The sequence below is a fragment of the Citrobacter sp. CK202 genome (assembly GCF_030333225.1).
GTDB lineage: Bacteria > Pseudomonadota > Gammaproteobacteria > Enterobacterales > Enterobacteriaceae > Citrobacter_B > Citrobacter_B koseri.
Map to the genome: position 1 here is coordinate 64155 of NZ_JAOWGI010000020.1, position 17360 is coordinate 81514.

The following is a 17360-nucleotide window of genomic DNA, read 5'->3' on the forward strand; positions in this document are numbered from 1 at the left end:
TGTTACCAGTTAAGATGCGCACTGAAAAACGGTTCTCTGTTAGACTTCAGAGAAACTCTCTCTACAGTATGGCATTTGCGATGAAAGTAATCTCACAAGTTGAAGCGCAGCGTAAGATTCTGGAAGAAGCGGTCTCGACAGCCCTGGAGCTCGCCTCAGGCAAATCAGACGGCGCGGAAGTCTCTGTCAGCAAGACCACCGGCATCAGCGTCAGCACCCGTTATGGTGAAGTGGAGAACGTAGAATTTAATAGTGACGGCGCGCTGGGGATCACCGTTTATCACCAGAACCGTAAAGGCAGCGCGTCATCCACCGATTTAAGCCCGCAGGCGATTGCCCGTACCGTACAGGCGGCGCTGGATATTGCTCGCTATACCTCGCCGGACCCGTGCGCGGGCGTGGCAGATAAAGATCTGCTGGCCTTTGAGGCGCCGGATCTCGACCTGTTCCACCCGGCGGAAGTAACCCCGGATGAAGCCATTGATCTGGCTGCTCGCGCGGAACAGGCGTCGTTACAGGCTGATAAACGTATCACCAACACCGAAGGCGGCAGCTTTAACAGCCATTACGGCATCAAAGTGTTCGGCAACAGCCACGGCATGTTGCAGGGGTATTGCTCCACGCGCCATTCGCTCTCAAGCTGTGTCATCGCCGAAGAAAAGGGCGACATGGAGCGTGATTACGCCTACACCATTGGCCGTGCGTTAGGCGATCTGCAAACGCCGGAATGGGTGGGCGCCGAGTGCGCGCGCCGTACGTTATCTCGCCTGGCGCCGCGCAAACTCTCGACCATGAAAGCGCCGGTGATTTTCGCGAATGAAGTGGCGACCGGGTTGTTTGGCCATCTGGTCGGCGCGATTGCGGGCGGCTCGGTATACCGTAAATCGACCTTCCTGCTCGACTCGCTGGGCAAACAAATTCTGCCGGAATGGCTGACCATCGAAGAACACCCGCATCTGCTGAAAGGGCTGGCCTCTTCGCCATTCGACAGCGAAGGTGTGCGCACAGAGCGTCGCGACATTGTGAAAGACGGCGTGCTGACCCAGTGGCTGCTGACCAACTATTCCGCGCGCAAACTGGGGCTGAAAAGCACCGGGCACGCGGGCGGCATCCATAACTGGCGCATTGCCGGGCAGGGGCTGAGCTTTGAACAACTGCTCAAAGAGATGGGCACCGGTCTGGTCGTCACCGAACTCATGGGCCAGGGGGTGAGCGGCATTACTGGCGACTACTCCCGTGGCGCGGCCGGTTTCTGGGTTGAGAATGGTGAGATCCAGTATCCGGTCAGCGAGATCACCATCGCCGGGAATTTAAAAGAGATGTGGCGCAATATCGTCACCGTGGGTAACGATATTGAAACGCGTAGCAATATACAGTGTGGTTCCGTGCTGTTACCGGAGATGAAAATCGCCGGGCAGTAGCACTCGTTTGTTTTCAGGTTGCAGGACGAGCGCGTCTTTGTCGTTCTTGCCCTGTAACTTGAATTAGCGATGTAGGCCGGATAAGACGCATCGCGTCGTCATCCGGCATTTCCCCTGGACCATAAGTAATCCCTATTCCCGTCACACTTTTTCACATTCGGCGATCGCGCGAATGTGCTTTTTCTCATCGGTTTTTCCGCCTTTCCTTGCGACGTATGTCACAGTTTTTCAGCGATAAATCGCCAAATCCCCCTTTTCTGTGGAACAGATCACTGTCGCCACTCGCCTTTCCACTTCGAAGTGGAAAACAACTCGCTACAAACTTTTAACCCCTGCCGTTAGTTTTAACCCAGAGCCATTAACGGGGTAAGACGAGTGAATAACGGAGCAGTAATGAACGACATGGGGGAGCAGGTGACGGAGATCGGTGAACTGGCCGATCGCATGCTGGCGCAGGTGTATGCCTTACTCAGCGAACATCACATCATTCCCAACGCCGTACAGGAACAAATGCTGACGTCTCATGTTCGCGCCATGGCGCACCGGTCAGTGACCGGCGAGCCTTTGCCGGAAGTGGATGCCAGTTTATTTGATGAAATTTCAGCCGAATCAATGGCGCTTGCCCGCGACATCGTGGCGGCGTTTGGCAACCTTCCAGAGGAAGAAGCCTGGCTGCTGTCAGTACATTTCGAAGTCGCGAAAGACAACCTTTAAGGAGCAAAAAATGGAACAGATTACAGTCGTAATTGGCGATCGTCTGGGTAAGGGCCAGAAAGTGGCGGCAGGTGTGGAAAAAGCCGGTGGTCGTGCGCTGGTGGTGCCGGGCGTGGCGGCGGATATGAAGCTGGGCGACGTGATGAAAGCGGAAAACGCTACCTTTGGCATCTCTTTTTGCGGTAGCGGCGGCGCGGGCGCCATCACGGCGCAAAACAAGTATGGCTACAAAGCCAAATACGGGATGCGCTCTGTGGATGAAGGCGTCACGGCTATCAACGAAGGCTGCAACGTGCTGGGGTTCGGCTTTATGGATAAAGAAGAACTTGGCGAGCGTCTGGTTCAGGCGTGGCAGAAGAAATACGGCGCTTAAGTATGAAAGAACAATTCACCACTACGGTGAGAGTCACCGGTAAAGGCGAAGCCAAAGCGCGCGCCTTTGCCGATGCCCTGAACCACGTTCAGGGCGCGGTGATGAAAGCATCGCCGCATATTTTATTGCGTATTGAGCCACAGGATGTGCAGGTTGTTCAAGCGCGTGAAACGGTGCGCAAAGAAGCGTTTTTATTTGTCTTTTTGCGCCGGGAAAGACGCACCTACAGCGTGGAGCTGGAAGTGACCGTCAACGTGACTGCCATCAATCTCGACAAGGTGGACTTCGTCGCGCAACGCTGATTCTTTATTAAAAGGCATAAATATGTTCCTGATAATATTAATAAAATCGCTCATCATTGGTGGCCTGGTCGGCGTCGGTGTGGGCGCCGGGGCTGCACGCATGTTTCATGCGCCGACTACACAGGGTATGGGCGCGTTTCGTACATTGGGGGAACTGAACTCCTGTGAAGGGGACCCGGCTTCTCACTTCTCCTTCGGTCTGGGCTTCTTCTTCAACGCCTGGGCCTCATCCGTTGCGGCGGGTTCGTTCACACAGGATGTCGATCACCGCATCATCCCGAACTGGGGCGCGGCAGCGCTGATGATCAAAAACCGCAATGTCGGCGAGACGCTGCACGATCCGAAGAAAATGGCGATTGCCTGCGGCATCATCGGCATGATCGTCGTGACCTTCCTCAACCTTACCGCCTCTTCCGTACCGGAAGCGTTGCAGGTCACCGCCGTTAAGGTATTGGTGCCTGCGGCTAACCTGCTGGTGAATACCGTGATGCCGGTTATCTTCTGGCTGGCGGCGATCGACGCCGGGAAAAAATCAGGCTTCTGGGCCACCGTGTTTGGCGGCGCGGCGCAGCTGATCATGGGTAACGCCGTTCCGGGTCTGGTGCTGGGTATTCTGATCGGCAAAGGCGTTGAAGAGAGCGGCTGGAACCACGTCACCAAAGTGATGATGGTCGCCATTGTGGCGCTGTTTGTCCTGAGCGGCTTCTTCCGCGGCTTCGACATGAAGATGATCGAATCCTTCAATATGACCGTGCCGAACTGGCTCGAACTGATCCACGGCTCGCTCAGCGGCAAATAACGGAGGCCATCATAATGGAACAGAATAAAGGTTTTTGGTATGCCGACTGGTCGTTCCCGATCTTTGTAGGCTTGCTCTCATCCGGCGTTTTTGCCGGGACGCATATGTACTACCTGTACGGTATCGGCGCGTTTAACGAAGTGGCCTTTGTGGCAATGCTGAAAGCGGGGATGGACACCGGCGTTTACGGTGCGGTGGCCGCGTTTGGCGCAAGCTTCCTGTTTGCCCGCATTATCGAAGGGTCGCTGGTGGGGATTCTGGACATCGGCGGGGCGATCCAGACCGGCGTCGGTCTTGGGGTTCCGGCGCTGCTGCTGGGCGCAGGGATCGTTTTCCCGGTCGCTAACTTTGTCGCCTCGTTAATCACCGGTCTGGTGATTGGTCTGGCAATTGGCTACGTCATCATTCTGGCGCGTAAGTTCACCATCAATCAGAGCGACTCCACCTACGGGGCGGACGTGATGATGGGGGCGGGTAATGCGTCAGGCCGCTTCCTGGGGCCGCTGATCATCCTCAGCGCGATGACCGCCTCGATTCCAATCGGCGTGGGTTCTTTGCTGGGGGCGTTGCTGTTCTATCTCTGGCAGAAGCCGATCACCGGCGGCGCGATCCTCGGCGCCATGATTTTAGGTTCGATCTTCCCGATTGCCATTAGCTAACTGTTGATTTGTAGGCCGGATAAGGCGGTTACGCCGCCATCCGGCAAAGGAGAGAGCGATGTATGATTTACTCCTGCGCCGTGCGCGTCTGGTTGACGATACGGTGAGTGATATCGCCCTGAAGGACGGCAAAATTGCCGCGCTGGGCAATATCCAGCAACCGGCGGCGAAAACCGTCGATCTGCGCGGCGAGTATTACGTTAGCGCAGGGTGGATTGATTCCCACGTCCACTGCTATCCGAAATCCCCGATTTATCACGATGAGCCGGACAGCGTCGGTATTGCGACAGGCGTCACCACCGTTGTTGATGCGGGCAGTACCGGCGCAGACGACATTGATGATTTCTACACGCTGACCCGTGAAGCGGCCACTGAAGTTTATGCGTTGCTGAATATCTCCCGCGTAGGACTGATCGCACAAAACGAACTGGCGAATATGGCCAATGTCGATGCGGACGCCGTGAAACAGGCGGTGAAACGCCATCCGAATTTCATTGTGGGCCTGAAGGCGCGAATGAGCAGCAGCGTGGTGGGTGAAAACGGCATTACGCCGCTGGAATGCGCCAAAGCGATGCAGAAAGAGAACGGCGATCTGCCGTTGATGGTACACATCGGCAACAACCCGCCGGATCTGGATGAGATCGCTGAGCGTCTGACGGCGGGCGATATCATCACTCACTGCTATAACGGCAAACCTAATCGCATTCTGACGCCGGACGGTGAGCTGCGCGCGTCAATCACCCGGGCGCTACAGCGCGGCGTGCGCCTGGACGTTGGTCACGGCACTGCCAGCCTGAGCTTTGCGGTCGCGCAGCGCGCGATTAGCTTAGGCATTTTGCCGCACACCATCAGCTCGGATATCTACTGTCGTAACCGCATCAATGGCCCGGTTTATTCGCTTGCCAACGTGATGTCGAAATTCCTCGCCATCGGCATGACGCTGCCGCAGGTCATCGACTGTGTGACGGCAAATGCTGCTGATGGCCTGAACCTGAAAAGCAAAGGCCGCCTTGAGCCAGGTCTGGACGCCGACTTGACCCTCTTTACGCTCAGGCGCCAGCCAACCGTGCTGGTGGACGCTGAAAACGACAGCTTACAGGCTGAAAAATTGCTGGTGCCGCTTGCCGCCATCCGTGCGGGTAAGGGCTATGTAACCGAACAAGGGAGTGCTGAACGTGACTTCGATTTATGAAAAATACAATCTGAAACAAGTGATTAATACATCAGGGCGCATGACCGCGCTCGGTGTTTCCACCCCGCGCCCGGAAGTGGTGCAGGCGGCAATGGATGGCATGAACCAGTACTTTGAGATGAAAGATCTGGTCAATAAAACCGGGGAGTACATTGCAAAACTGCTGGATGTGGAAGGGGCGACGGTCGTCTCCTGCGCCTCGGCGGGGATTGCCCAGTCGGTAGCGGCGGTACTGGTTCAGGACAGCGACTGGCTGCTGGAAAACCTGCATGTTACTCCAATCGAGAATAACGAAATTGTATTGCCGAAAGGGCACAACGTTAACTTTGGCGCGCCGGTTGGCACGATGGTGGCGCTGGGCGGCGGTAAGCTGGTCGAAGCCGGTTATGCCAACGAATGTTCCGCAGCGCAGCTTGCGGCGGCGATCACTCCGCGCACGGCGGCGATCCTCTATATCAAATCTCACCACTGCGTGCAGAAAAGCATGCTCAGCGTAGAGCAGGCGGCGGTAGTCGCGCGTACGCACAATTTACCGTTGATTGTGGATGCGGCGGCAGAAGAGGATTTGCAGTGTTACTACCGCGTCGGCGCGGATCTGGTGATCTACAGCGGCGCGAAAGCGATTGAAGGGCCGACCAGCGGTCTGGTGATCGGTAAAACTCAGTACGTCGAGTGGGTGAAACGCCAGACGGCGGGCATTGGCCGCGCCATGAAAGTCGGCAAAGAGGGCATCCTCGGGCTGACCTGCGCCATCGAACTCTACCTGAACGCGCAGAAAGAGAGCGGCGCGGAGATGGTCGAAAAAATGACGCCGTTTATTGATGCGCTGAATGCGCTTAATGGCGTGAGCGCCCGCGTGGTGTGGGACAGCGCCGGACGCGATATCGCGCGAACGGAAATTAAATTCGATGAGGCCGTGACCGGCATTGCCACCGGCGATCTGGTGGAAGCCCTCAAACAGGGTGAGTACGCCATCTATTTCCGTGGCTACAAAGCTAACGAAGGCATTATTGAGGCGGATGTCCGCAGCGTAAATCAGGTGCAACTGGAGATTGTGGCACGCCGCATTCGCGACGTGATTAATCAGGAGAAAAAAGCATGAAACTGACCCCTAACTTTTACCGTGACCGCGTTTGTCTGAACGTTCTGGCGGGTTCCAAAGAGAACGCCCGTGAGATTTATGCGGCGGCGGAAGGCCATGTGCTGGTCGGCGTGCTCTCCAAAAATTACCCGGATGTCGATAGCGCGGTGGCGGATATGCGCGAATATGCGGCGCTTATCGACAATGCCCTCTCTGTTGGCCTGGGGGCTGGCGATCCGAACCAGTCGGCGATGGTGAGCGAAATCTCTCGTCAGGTGCAGCCGCAGCACGTTAATCAGGTCTTTACCGGCGTGGCGACCAGCCGCGCGCTGCTGGGGCAGAGTGAAACGGTCGTTAACGGTCTGGTCTCCCCGACGGGGACGCCGGGCAGAGTGAAAATTTCTACCGGCCCGCTGAGCAGCAAAACGCCGGACGGCATTGTTCCCGTTGAGACGGCGATTGCCCTGCTGAAAGACATGGGCGGCAGCTCGATTAAATACTTCCCGATGGGCGGCCTGAAATGCCGTGATGAGTACAAAGCGGTAGCGGAAGCCTGCGCCCGTCACGACTTCTGGCTGGAGCCGACTGGCGGTATCGATCTGGAAAACTTTGGCGAGATTTTGCAGATTGCGCTTGATGCCGGCGTCAGCAAAATCATTCCTCACATTTATAGTTCGATTATTGATAAGGTGAGTGGCAACACCCGTCCAGACGATGTACGCCAGCTGTTGGCCATTACCCGGACGTGCGTAGGTTAATAGCAAGAGTGAGGTAAGTGACGTGCGATTCCCCAACCAACGTTTGGCACAGCTGTTTGATATGTTGCAAAACGAGACGCTGCCGCAGGATGAGCTGGCGCAGCGGTTGTCGGTTTCCACGCGCACCGTGCGGGCGGACATTACTGCGTTGAATGCGTTGCTGACGCAGTATGGCGCGCAGTTTGTTCTGAGCCGGGGCAACGGTTATCAGCTCCGAATTGACGATCCGACCCGCTATCAAACCCTGCGGGAGCAGCAGCCGAGTACGCTGCGCATCCCGCGAACCAGCCAGGAACGGGTGCACTATCTGGTGGTTCGTTTCCTGACGTCCGCTTTCTCGCTCAAACTGGAAGATCTGGCGGATGAGTGGTTCGTCAGCCGTGCGACGCTGCAAAATGATATGGCGGAAGTTCGCGAGTGGCTGCGCCGCTATCATCTGACGCTGGAAACCCGCCCGCGCCACGGCATGAAATTGTTCGGCAGCGAAATGGCGATCCGCGCGTGTCTGACCGATCTCCTGTGGACGCTGGCGCAGCAGGACCCGGCGAACCCGTTGATTGTGGAAGAAGCGCTTAACGCGGGCGTACCGGAGCAATTGCAGCCGATTTTGCAGGAAATATTTACCCGTTTTCGTATCCGTCTGACAGATGAAGGCGAGCTGTTTTTACGCCTGTATTGCGCCGTCGCGGTACGGCGCATCAGCGAAGGGTATCCGCTGTCAGAATTTACCACGGAAGAGGTGGAGGACAACGTCTGCTTCGCGGCGCGGGATATTGCGGCGGTGCTGCAACACCTGGCGGATAAACCGCTGTCGGCGTCTGAAGAGAACTGGCTGAAGGTACACATTGCCGCACGGCAGGTGCAGGAGATTGCTCCCAGCGCCATCAATGCCGATGACGATGAAGCGCTGGTTAACTATATCCTCCGTTTTATCAACACGCAGTACAACTATAACCTGTTGAATGACAAACAGTTACACGCCGACCTGCTCACCCACATCAAAACGATGATCACGCGGGTGCGCTATCAGATAATGATCCCCAATCCGCTACTGGAAAACATTAAGCAGCACTACCCTATGGCGTGGGATATGACGCTGGCGGCCGTGTCGGGTTGGGGAAAATACACGCCATATACCATCAGCGAAAACGAGATTGGTTTTCTGGTATTGCATATCGGCGTTGGGCTGGAGCGTAGTTACAACATCGGTTACCAACGGCAGCCTAAAATCCTGCTGGTATGTGACGCGGGAAATGCGATGGTACGCATGATCGAAGCGGTGCTGGCGCGGAAATATCCGCAGATTGAGATCGTGAGAACCCTGACTCTGCGTGACTATGAGCAGCGGGACAGCATTGCCGAAGATTTTGTCATCTCTACCGCGCGCGTCAGCGAAAAAGATAAGCCGGTGGTCATGATTGCGCCATTCCCTACCGACTACCAGCTGGAGCAGATCGGCAAGCTGGTGCTGGTGGACAGAACCCGCCCGTGGATGCTGAACAAATACTTCGACGCCGCTCACTTTCGCATTATCGACGGTGCAATGGATCAGCAGACGCTGTTTAAGACATTGTGCGATCAGCTGCAAAGCGAGGGGTTTGTGGATGCGGAGTTTCTCGACTCGGTGGTTGAGCGTGAGGCCATTGTCAGCACGATGTTAGGCGACAGCATCGCCCTGCCGCACGCCCTGGGATTGCTGGCGAAGAAAACGGTGGTCTATACCGTGCTCGCGCCGCAGGGCATCGTCTGGGGAGATGAGACGGCGCACGTCATCTTTTTACTCGCCATCAGTAAAAGCGAGTATGAAGAAGCAATGGCGATCTACGATATTTTTGTCACTTTCCTGCGTGAGCGCGCCATGACGCGACTCTGCGCCAGCCAGAATTTTGCCGAGTTCAAAGCGGTAGCGATGGAGTGCGTGAGCCGTTTTTGAGAGGCGTTTTCCAGAAATGAATGTTAATGCAAATGTAATGCTATAACGCATTACATTTGTTTATCCTGAAGCAGAGAAACGGCGTTAAAGAGTGCGATCAACGTAAATGATGGACGACCTGGTTACTGCTGCCGCGCCAGATCAGCATCGGGTCTTTAAGATCCTGTACGAATTTACCGTCGACCAGCACGTTAATCAGATCCACAACCTGCATTTGCGCGGCGTTGAGTTCATCCAGCTTATAACCCGTCCATACCCAGATGTCTTTGCCGGGGCACTCTTCGCGAATGCGTTGCACCAGTTTCAGAATGTCCGGTACGTTTTGGGGATGCAGCGGATCGCCGCCAGACAATGAGATCCCCTGGCGTTTAATCCGCGCGTCGTTCAGATCGTTAATGATCTGGTCTTCCATCTCTTTCGTAAACGGTTTACCCGAATTGAGCCGCCAGGTGCTTTTGTTGTAACACCCAGGGCATTCATGTACGCACCCGGAAACAAAAAGAGTACAGCGCGTGCCGGGGCCGTTGACGATGTCGACGGGGTAGTACTGGTGAAAGTTCATAGTCTGTAACCACGCCGGGTGGCGCTACGCTTACCCGGCCTACAGTAAGAGTGCAGTCCGTAGGCCCGGTAAGCGTAGCGCCACCGGGCATTAACGTGACAGCGGATTAACCGATCTGCCCATTGCCTAAATGCTTAACGCGGCGCTTCACTTCTTCCTGCTTACCGGCGTTAAACGGACGCGCATCCGGGCTGCCTAAATAACCGCATACGCGGCGGGTGACTGAAACACGCGCGGCGTCGTGGTTACCGCATTTCGGGCAGGTAAACCCTTTGCTGGTGCACTCGAACTCGCCGGTAAAGCCGCACTCGTAACACTCATCGATTGGCGTGTTGGTTCCGTAATACGGCACGTGCTGATAGCTGTAATCCCAGACGTCTTCCAGCGCTTTCAGGTTGTGCTGAATGTTCGGGTATTCGCCGTAGCAAATGAAGCCACCGCTCGCCAGCGGCGGATACGGCGCTTCGAAATCGATTTTATCGTACGGGTTCACCTTCTTCTCCACGTCGAGGTGGAAGCTGTTGGTGTAGTAGCCTTTATCGGTCACGCCCGGCACGACGCCAAACTCAGCGGTATCCAGACGGCAGAAGCGGTCGCACAGGTTCTCGCTCGGCGTGCTGTACAGGCTGAAGCCATAGCCGGTTTCGTCTTTCCATTGATCCACCGCCTGACGCAGGCGTTCGACAATGGCGATACCTTTAGCGCGCAGCGCTTCGCTGTCGTACAGATGTTTGTCGCCAAACAGCGCGTTGATGGTTTCGTGAATACCGATATAGCCCAGCGAAATTGACGCGCGGCCATTTTTAAAAATCTCGGAAACGTCATCGTCAGCTTTCAGGCGGACACCACAGGCGCCTTCCATATAAAGGATTGGCGCAACGCGGGCTTTCACGCCTTCCAGACGGGCGATACGGGTCATCAGCGCCTTACGCGCCAGCACCAGGCGATCGTCCAGTAGCTTCCAGAACGTTGCTTCATTGCCACCGGCTTCCAGCGCGATACGCGGCAGGTTGAGGCTGATGACGCCCAGGTTGTTGCGGCCATCGTGAACCTGTTCGCCGTTCTCATTTTCCCAGACGCCGAGGAAGCTGCGACAGCCCATTGGCGTTTTGAACGAACCGGTCACTTTCACCACCTGATCGTAGTTCAGGATGTCTGGATACATGCGTTTGCTTGCGCACTCCAGCGCCAGCTGTTTGATGTCGTAGTTTGGATCGCCAAACTTGTGGTTCAGACCGTCGCGAATCGCAAACACCAGTTTCGGGAACACAGCGGTTTTACGGTTCTTACCCAGACCTGCGATACGGTTACGCAGGATGGATTGCTGAATCAGGCGCGATTCCCAGCTGGTGCCGAGGCCAAAACCAAAGGTGACGAACGGCGTCTGTCCGTTGGCGGTGTGCAGCGTATTCACTTCGTATTCCAGAGACTGGAAAGCGTCGTAGCACTCTTTCTCGGTACGGGCGTGCGCGTAGCCGTCAGCGTCCGGGATCTGCCACTCTTCGGCGGTCTTACGGTGTTTATTGAAGCTGGCGGTAACAAACGGCGCCAGCACTTCATCAATACGGTTGATGGTGGTGCCGCCATAAATATGGCTGGCGACCTGCGCGATGATTTGCGCGGTTACGGCCGTGGCGGTGGAGATGGATTTCGGCGGCTCGATTTCCGCATTCCCCATCTTAAAGCCCTGCGTCAGCATGCCTTTCAGATCGATCAGCATACAGTTGAACATCGGGAAGAACGGAGAATAGTCGAGATCGTGATAGTGAATGTCGCCGCGCTCGTGCGCCTGTACCACATCACGCGGCAGCAGATGCTGACGGGCGTAGTGTTTCGCCACGATACCGGCCAGCAGATCGCGCTGGGTCGGGATCACTTTACTGTCTTTGTTGGCGTTTTCGTTCAGCAGCGCGGAGTTGGTTTGCTCAACCAGGCCACGAATTTCCTGGTTCAGACGGCCACGTTTTTCACGTTGAATATCACGGTCATGGCGGTATTCAATGTAAGCGCGAGCGAGTTGTTTGTACGGCCCGGACATCAGCTGGTTCTCAACGGCTGTCTGGATCTCGTTGATATCAACCTGGCTGCGCTCATTCATCTGGTTACTAACGACTTCTGCGACGGTGGCGCAGTAATCTGCGTCATCGACTCCCGCTGCTTTAGCTGCACGCAGAATGGCTTCCTTGATGCGCTCTGATTTAAACGGCACTTTACAGCCATCTCGTTTCATCACATGCGGTGTCATGATCACTCCATATTTATAAGAACAGGTTATCCACAGAGGCTGAGGAAGTCTGCGTGGGTTTATTCATCTCTCTATCCAACGACTTCCCGCAATCCCGACCCACGTTATCCACAACATCACCGTTATGGCGTCGTGTTGTGTTTGTAGCAATTGTAGTCGATTAATACAACATATTGGGTCGGGTTGCATTTTAAGTTCTATATGTAGTGATTTGCATCAAAGATGTTTACGATTTTATTGATTCAGAACAAAGTAAAAATTTAAGAGTACGAATGGCGGGCGCTTGCGCTTAATGTAAATTTTTGGACTTAAAAATTGCGTAAAAATTCAACAAAATTCGGGCGTTAAGCCAGGCGTTCGTCAAACCGGCGCGAAAAGAAACGACCGGTTTGACGCAGGAGGGGTTATTGCACTGTTGCGTTCATCCAGTGAATACCCGCATTGATAAATGCAGCAACAGCGACGATCCCCAAAACCAGGGGGACAAGCCGGGTGTTTTTCACCGCAATGGCGGGTTCTGGCGAAACCGAAGGCGCATCTGGCGAGAGCAGCGCAAGCACCTCTTCGGCAGAGGAAGCGTTGATGAGTGATTCACGCACTTTATCGTCCACCAGAGATGAGGTCAGCCGGGTTAATAATTGCATATGCGTACTGCCTGCTTCTTCTGGGGGAATCGCCAGCAGAAATACCAACTGAACCTCCTCGTCCCCCTCAAGACCCGGCCACATGACGGGCTGGCGAAACAGGGCGACGCTAAATGCGGCCTGGACAACCGAGCCGCATTTCCCATGTGGAACAGCCAGCGACTCTCCCAACGCCGTGGGCCCTTCGCTTTCACGGCGCAGGACGCTATCAATAAACATCGCCTTGTCGTTGATCAGGCCCTGCCTGAACAGGGCAGCGGACATCTCCCCGATCACCGCTTCAGGAGTGCGGTGCGGCGGATCGATAAAAATCAGTTCAGAATGCGTAAGCGCGGACAACTCCATGTTATGCCTCCGGTTGCGTATCAGCGAGAATCCATACCGTTTGCCAGCCGGAAAGCTCGCAAGCGCCGTTGAATGCTGCGCCCGTCAGCAGATCTGTTCCTGTGACAGGCAGTGAAAGTGATTGTGGTATTCCTGTGACGTTCACGACGCAGTACAGCGTTTCGCCTTCTGTAAGATGCTGGCGAACGACGCCAAAGAGCGCGTCAGGCAATTCAGGAACGCGCTGCAAGGCGAACGGAGAAAATGCGGGATGCTGCTGGCGTATATGCGCTAACTTCGCCAGAGACGCGTAGATTCGGGATTGTCTCGTTTCCGGCGAGAGCAACTGCTCATGGAGCGTGGCAGCGTCCAGTTTTTCCCGGTTAATGCGGCGATTTATGCCCGATTCGAGCAGCCCGGCGTTGTCATTTTCACTGCCGAAGAGGCTGTGATAATAGATCGCAGGCACGCCCCGCAGCATAAAGAGGATGGCGTGCGCGGCGGTGAATCTGGCGAGCTGGTCGTCGGGACTTTCCCCTGGCTCGCTCAATGCGCTCAGAAAGTTGATGTTAAGTTCATACGGCGACTGGCTGCCGTCAGGGTTGGTTTTCCATGAAATACGCCCCTGCTTGCGTTCTACCTCGCTTATCAGAAACTGCCGCTCTTCTGCGCAAAGGAGATTTTCCACGGGACGCAGCCCGATGCCGTCGTGGCTGGCGAGGAAATTAAAAAAGGTCGTCTTGTCGGGAAACGCATCCTGTTCCGGACGTTGCGCCCACTGGCGTAACCAGCGTGCGTTACCGCGTAAAAAGGCATGGAGCGTCAGCGGCGGCAAGGGGAACTGATACACCATGTGAGCTTCATCGCCGTTGCCGAAGTAGCTGATATTTTCCTGATGCGGGACGTTGGTTTCCGTAATCAACAGGCAGTCAGGCCAGGTCGTATCCAGAATGGCGCGCCAGAGTTTAACGATCAGATGCGTCTGCGGCAGGTGAATACAGGTGCTGTTTCGCTCTTTCCACAAAAAACCGATCGCATCGAGTCTGATTGCGCGCGCGCCGCGCGCCGCGTATTCCAGCAGGATGTCGATACTTTCCAGTAACACGTCAGGTTCCCGGAAATTCAGATCGATCTGATCGGCGCTGAATGTCGTCCAGATCTGTACGGTTTCCCCCGTTTTGCGCTTGAATGGCGTAAGCAGGGGAAGGGCGCGTGGACGCGTGACAAGATGGTAGTCATCGTCAGGGTCGGCGCTAATAAAGTAGTGCTGATAACGCGGTTCGCCGTGTAAATAGCCCTGGAACCAGCGGCTTTGCTGAGAGATATGGTTAATCACGAAATCAAACATCAGATTAAAATCGCCTGCCAGCGCTGCAATGTCTGACCACTGGCCTAACTCTGGCGCAATGTGGCGATAATCTTTAACGCTGAAGCCATCATCAGATGTCCACGGGAACATGGGCAGCAGATGAATGTCGCTGATGACGCCTTTAAGCCAGCGTGTCGAAAACTGATGCAGACAGGCAAGAGCGTTTGTGTCCCCGCTATGGATACTGTCGCCATAAGCAATCATCCACACCCGGCTCTGATCCAAAGGCGCAGCGGTTTGCTCCCGTAGCTTCCAGCGTTGGCAGAGTTGCTCGATTTTCGCCGCCAGCGCGTACCGATCCGCATGGGGATAAAGCTGAGCTAACGTGTTTTTGATGAAGGTATGATGGGCGTTCTGGCTCATACTTTTTCGTTACGCTCCTGATGAGTAAAAAGAAAATCACACGTACTGCAAGGCAAAATGGTGGTGCAATCTGCGACAGGTTCTTCCAGATAATTGATCTGCGGAATATTTCTTAGCGAAGGCGGGAGCGGCACCGGGTGCTCTCCGGCATTGAAAATGCGAATGATTGTTCCGTCTACCGTATGGGCATGGGGGATTGCGGAAAGCATCAGCGGTTCGGGAAGCGTCAGCAGACTGAATGTTTCCGGCAGCGAGCGCGAAGCAAAATTGAGCGTAAAACGCTCCAGGCGGTTGTCCAGCGTGTTCAACGTCTGATTTTGCCAGGTGTATGGCTGGCGCGTCACGCGGGTTTCAAGATGCCTTAACGTCACAGGGGCGGCCCGATCGGCGAGCGCCAGCGTCAGGCTGAAATGCAGCGGTTTAAGCAGCTGCGCGTCGGGCGTGTTGACGACGGTATTATTAATGCCGGAAGCGCGTCCGGGTCGCCAGTCAAGATCGTCACGTCCCAGGACTCCCGTTGATTTAAACAACGTTAACGCTATCTGCGCCGTCCCGTTCTGGCATATCTGAAACTCTTTCATGCCCAGGCTATTGATGATGAGCGAGCGGTTGTTTTCCTCGATGGCGATAATGCCCTCGCTGGTTTCAATATCGACCGGCTTTTCCCGATAGTGCTGACGCCAGTCGGCTGGCGCATCGGCAACAGGACGCCGGATGACGGCAAAGGGCTGAGAGGCGATGGATTCCGTGGTGCGAATATCGCTGTTGATGAGTAAGCGCAGGCGGTGATCGCAGACGGTGTTTTCCAGCGAAACGTCGATAAAAAGCTGAGCGTCATGCTGGCGAAGCTCGCAGACAAGGCGTACAGGGTAGGGCTGAACATCCTGCGCCGCTCGCGCCGCCAGCGAAGGGGGCAGCATCAGCGTGGCGCTTAGCGTCATCCGTTCAATGTGCGGGCCTTTCTCGCAGTCAATAAGCGTAAATGTGTGGCAGCGCTGCGGAACATCGCCCTCCAGCGGCGAAAAGTCATAGCTATCGCCCGCATCCGCACAGTCTTCAAAGGCCAGCAGGTCGGATATTACCCGGCCGTTGCGCTTATCATGAAGCGACAGCGAACCGGCATGCAGCACCAGCCGGTAATCGTTGTTTTCAATGGCGCTTTCAGCGCAGTTGCGCATTGCAGGCGCGATGCGTGACGATTCCTGCACCTGAATGTGGGTATAACCCAGCGGCGGTAACGCTGGCGCGTCAATAGCGACCTGCCAGCGGTAATAAGGCGGAAGTTCGACCTCTTTTTCGCCCTGCACAGTAACCTGAACCGTGCGCCCGCCGGAGACCTGCGTGCGTTCGAGAACGCTGAACGGAAGAGGACGCGCATGATGGCTGAGTTCAATACCGGCCGTACGGCTATATAATGTGGCTTTGATAATGCCCGACCAGGCGGTGGCGCTGGGGTTGATGACGAAAAGATCGCCCTCTTCACAACTGGCGGTCGCCAGTTCTTTTACGACCAGATTCCACAGGCTATGGCTAAGCTGTTCCGTTTGCTCAAGGCGATGGAGAATATCGCGATTGGTGGCATCGCTGTTACACCCGCCGATGGAATCATGCGCATGATTACGCAGAAGGTTTTTCCATATCTGGTCAACCCATTGCACGTTGACTTCAATGCCCTGATAACGCGCCAGCGCAATGGTGGGTTCGAGCTTGCCTAACAGGAACTGTTCAACGTCATAATTCTTCTTTTTGATGTCGTAACGTACTGAACCGATTGTTTTATGAATGCGGGTATAGCGGGGAGATTTTAATTCCCCTTGCCAGCGATCATATCCTGATGCCTGTTGTCGAAGGTGGTCAATGTACGCTTCCAGAGAGGAGATCTGAAAACGATCTCCCTCAGGGGAACATGCGCTGGCGATACGCAGTATCTCCGGCAGATGGGGATCAATATTGACCTGGTCGCCGCCGCAGGGCAGGAGCAGATCGTTCAGGCCGGAGCGTTGGCGGATGTGGTTAACGATTGGGAATATTTTGTCGTGCAGATGCGCGTCGTCTGCACGAATATTTTTTGCCGCGCCATAGCCGAAGGGCATGGCGCAAGCGATAACCTGCGCGCCGGATGGCGCTTGCCAGATGAACTGACTCTTTTCAACCTGCGTATCATGGTTGATGCCCCGCCAGAAAACGATGTTATCAAGGTTACACCCGCGAAGCAGGGTCGGGAGCTGGCTGTTATGGCCGAACGTATCGGGTAAATAGCCGACCATCATGGCATGGCCCAGTTTACGCGCGGAAAGTATCCCGTATTTCAGGTTGCGAATGATGGATTCGCCATGAACATTATACGTATCCGTCTGGGTGTACCACGGGCCGATAAAAAGCCGTCTGTCAGCGACCAGCTGTTTCAGCCGCTCGCAGTATTGAGGATTGACGGCCAGGAAATCTTCCACGACAGCCGTTTGGCCGTCGAAGTGGTAACAGGTATACGCAGGGTTCTGTTCCAGGGTTCGGATCACATCCGCAAAATTCCAGGACGCGAGAATATTGCTATCCTGCAAGGTGAAATACCATTCCTGATCCCAGTGCGTATGGGCGATGACGTGAATGTTGCTCATTTCTAC

At 55.3% G+C, this 17360-nt stretch carries 15 protein-coding genes; 10 read left to right on the plus strand and 5 right to left on the minus strand.

The features are described 5' to 3' along the window. Window positions 1-68 precede the first annotated feature (68 nt). The 10 genes from pmbA to OGX84_RS03970 all read left to right on the plus strand — a co-directional run bounded on the left by pmbA (window position 69) and on the right by OGX84_RS03970 (window position 9232). On the plus strand, window positions 69-1421 hold the full coding sequence (gene pmbA / locus OGX84_RS03925; RefSeq protein ID WP_047459405.1) for a metalloprotease PmbA: 1353 nt from the start codon (window positions 69-71) through the stop codon (window positions 1419-1421). A 393-nt stretch (window positions 1422-1814) separates the two neighbouring features. Then, window positions 1815-2135: a glycine dehydrogenase gene (locus OGX84_RS03930; RefSeq protein WP_012134369.1), complete on the plus strand. Its 321-nt coding sequence runs from the start codon at window positions 1815-1817 to the stop codon at window positions 2133-2135. 10 nt (window positions 2136-2145) lie between these two features. After that, on the plus strand, window positions 2146-2508 hold the full coding sequence (locus OGX84_RS03935) for an SFCGS family glycine-rich protein (RefSeq protein WP_112001305.1): 363 nt from the start codon (window positions 2146-2148) through the stop codon (window positions 2506-2508). 2 nt (window positions 2509-2510) lie between these two features. Continuing rightward, entirely contained in the window at window positions 2511-2810 is a 300-nt protein-coding gene (locus OGX84_RS03940) for a DUF4312 family protein (RefSeq protein ID WP_012134367.1), read from the plus strand. Window positions 2811-2832: 22 nt separating this feature from the next. Beyond that, entirely contained in the window at window positions 2833-3609 is a 777-nt protein-coding gene (locus tag OGX84_RS03945) for a DUF4311 domain-containing protein (RefSeq protein WP_012134366.1), read from the plus strand. 14 nt (window positions 3610-3623) lie between these two features. After that, window positions 3624-4268, plus strand: a complete 645-nt coding sequence (locus OGX84_RS03950) for a DUF4310 family protein (RefSeq protein ID WP_012134365.1) — start codon at window positions 3624-3626, stop codon at window positions 4266-4268. Window positions 4269-4326: 58 nt separating this feature from the next. After that, entirely contained in the window at window positions 4327-5460 is a 1134-nt protein-coding gene (locus OGX84_RS03955; RefSeq protein ID WP_112001304.1) for an amidohydrolase/deacetylase family metallohydrolase, read from the plus strand. After that, window positions 5444-6562: a DgaE family pyridoxal phosphate-dependent ammonia lyase gene (locus tag OGX84_RS03960; RefSeq protein WP_071257369.1), complete on the plus strand. Its 1119-nt coding sequence runs from the start codon at window positions 5444-5446 to the stop codon at window positions 6560-6562. The genes OGX84_RS03955 and OGX84_RS03960 overlap by 17 nt, the downstream gene beginning before the upstream one ends. Further along, on the plus strand, window positions 6559-7299 hold the full coding sequence (dagF, locus tag OGX84_RS03965; RefSeq protein ID WP_047459393.1) for a 2-dehydro-3-deoxy-phosphogluconate aldolase: 741 nt from the start codon (window positions 6559-6561) through the stop codon (window positions 7297-7299). The genes OGX84_RS03960 and dagF overlap by 4 nt, the downstream gene beginning before the upstream one ends. Before the next feature lie 22 nt (window positions 7300-7321). Continuing rightward, a complete protein-coding gene (locus OGX84_RS03970; RefSeq protein WP_058668474.1) occupies window positions 7322-9232 on the plus strand; it encodes a BglG family transcription antiterminator in 1911 nt (636 codons plus the stop codon). A gap of 97 nt (window positions 9233-9329) precedes the next feature. Here OGX84_RS03970 and nrdG read toward each other — a convergent pair whose 3' ends face one another. From nrdG to OGX84_RS03995, 5 genes are all read right to left on the minus strand, one after another. Continuing rightward, complete coding sequence (gene nrdG / locus OGX84_RS03975; RefSeq protein WP_071257371.1) at window positions 9330-9794, minus strand: anaerobic ribonucleoside-triphosphate reductase-activating protein; 465 nt, start codon at window positions 9792-9794, stop codon at window positions 9330-9332. A 106-nt stretch (window positions 9795-9900) separates the two neighbouring features. Then, complete coding sequence (nrdD, locus tag OGX84_RS03980) at window positions 9901-12039, minus strand: anaerobic ribonucleoside-triphosphate reductase (protein WP_047459384.1); 2139 nt, start codon at window positions 12037-12039, stop codon at window positions 9901-9903. Window positions 12040-12443: 404 nt separating this feature from the next. Then, window positions 12444-13028 (minus strand): fructose PTS transporter subunit IIA, encoded by a 585-nt coding sequence (locus OGX84_RS03985; protein ID WP_112001303.1) that lies wholly within the window; start codon window positions 13026-13028, stop codon window positions 12444-12446. 1 nt (window position 13029) lies between these two features. Further along, window positions 13030-14739, minus strand: a complete 1710-nt coding sequence (locus OGX84_RS03990; RefSeq protein ID WP_286457406.1) for a sugar phosphorylase — start codon at window positions 14737-14739, stop codon at window positions 13030-13032. Next, window positions 14736-17354, minus strand: coding sequence for a glycoside hydrolase family 38 N-terminal domain-containing protein (locus OGX84_RS03995; RefSeq protein ID WP_112001301.1), 2619 nt, complete (start codon window positions 17352-17354; stop codon window positions 14736-14738). The genes OGX84_RS03990 and OGX84_RS03995 overlap by 4 nt, the downstream gene beginning before the upstream one ends. Window positions 17355-17360 lie beyond the last annotated feature (6 nt).

Coding starts and splice junctions, on each gene's coding strand:
- OGX84_RS03995 (WP_112001301.1), bottom strand. CDS start 17,354: ATGAGCAACATTCACGTCATCGCCCATACGCACTGGGATCAGGAATGG.
- OGX84_RS03940 (WP_012134367.1), top strand. CDS start 2,511: ATGAAAGAACAATTCACCACTACGGTGAGAGTCACCGGTAAAGGCGAA.
- OGX84_RS03990 (WP_286457406.1), bottom strand. CDS start 14,739: ATGAGCCAGAACGCCCATCATACCTTCATCAAAAACACGTTAGCTCAG.
- nrdG (WP_071257371.1), bottom strand. CDS start 9,794: ATGAACTTTCACCAGTACTACCCCGTCGACATCGTCAACGGCCCCGGC.
- OGX84_RS03985 (WP_112001303.1), bottom strand. CDS start 13,028: ATGGAGTTGTCCGCGCTTACGCATTCTGAACTGATTTTTATCGATCCG.
- OGX84_RS03930 (WP_012134369.1), top strand. CDS start 1,815: ATGAACGACATGGGGGAGCAGGTGACGGAGATCGGTGAACTGGCCGAT.
- dagF (WP_047459393.1), top strand. CDS start 6,559: ATGAAACTGACCCCTAACTTTTACCGTGACCGCGTTTGTCTGAACGTT.
- OGX84_RS03955 (WP_112001304.1), top strand. CDS start 4,327: ATGTATGATTTACTCCTGCGCCGTGCGCGTCTGGTTGACGATACGGTG.
- pmbA (WP_047459405.1), top strand. CDS start 69: ATGGCATTTGCGATGAAAGTAATCTCACAAGTTGAAGCGCAGCGTAAG.
- OGX84_RS03950 (WP_012134365.1), top strand. CDS start 3,624: ATGGAACAGAATAAAGGTTTTTGGTATGCCGACTGGTCGTTCCCGATC.
- OGX84_RS03935 (WP_112001305.1), top strand. CDS start 2,146: ATGGAACAGATTACAGTCGTAATTGGCGATCGTCTGGGTAAGGGCCAG.
- OGX84_RS03945 (WP_012134366.1), top strand. CDS start 2,833: ATGTTCCTGATAATATTAATAAAATCGCTCATCATTGGTGGCCTGGTC.
- nrdD (WP_047459384.1), bottom strand. CDS start 12,039: ATGACACCGCATGTGATGAAACGAGATGGCTGTAAAGTGCCGTTTAAA.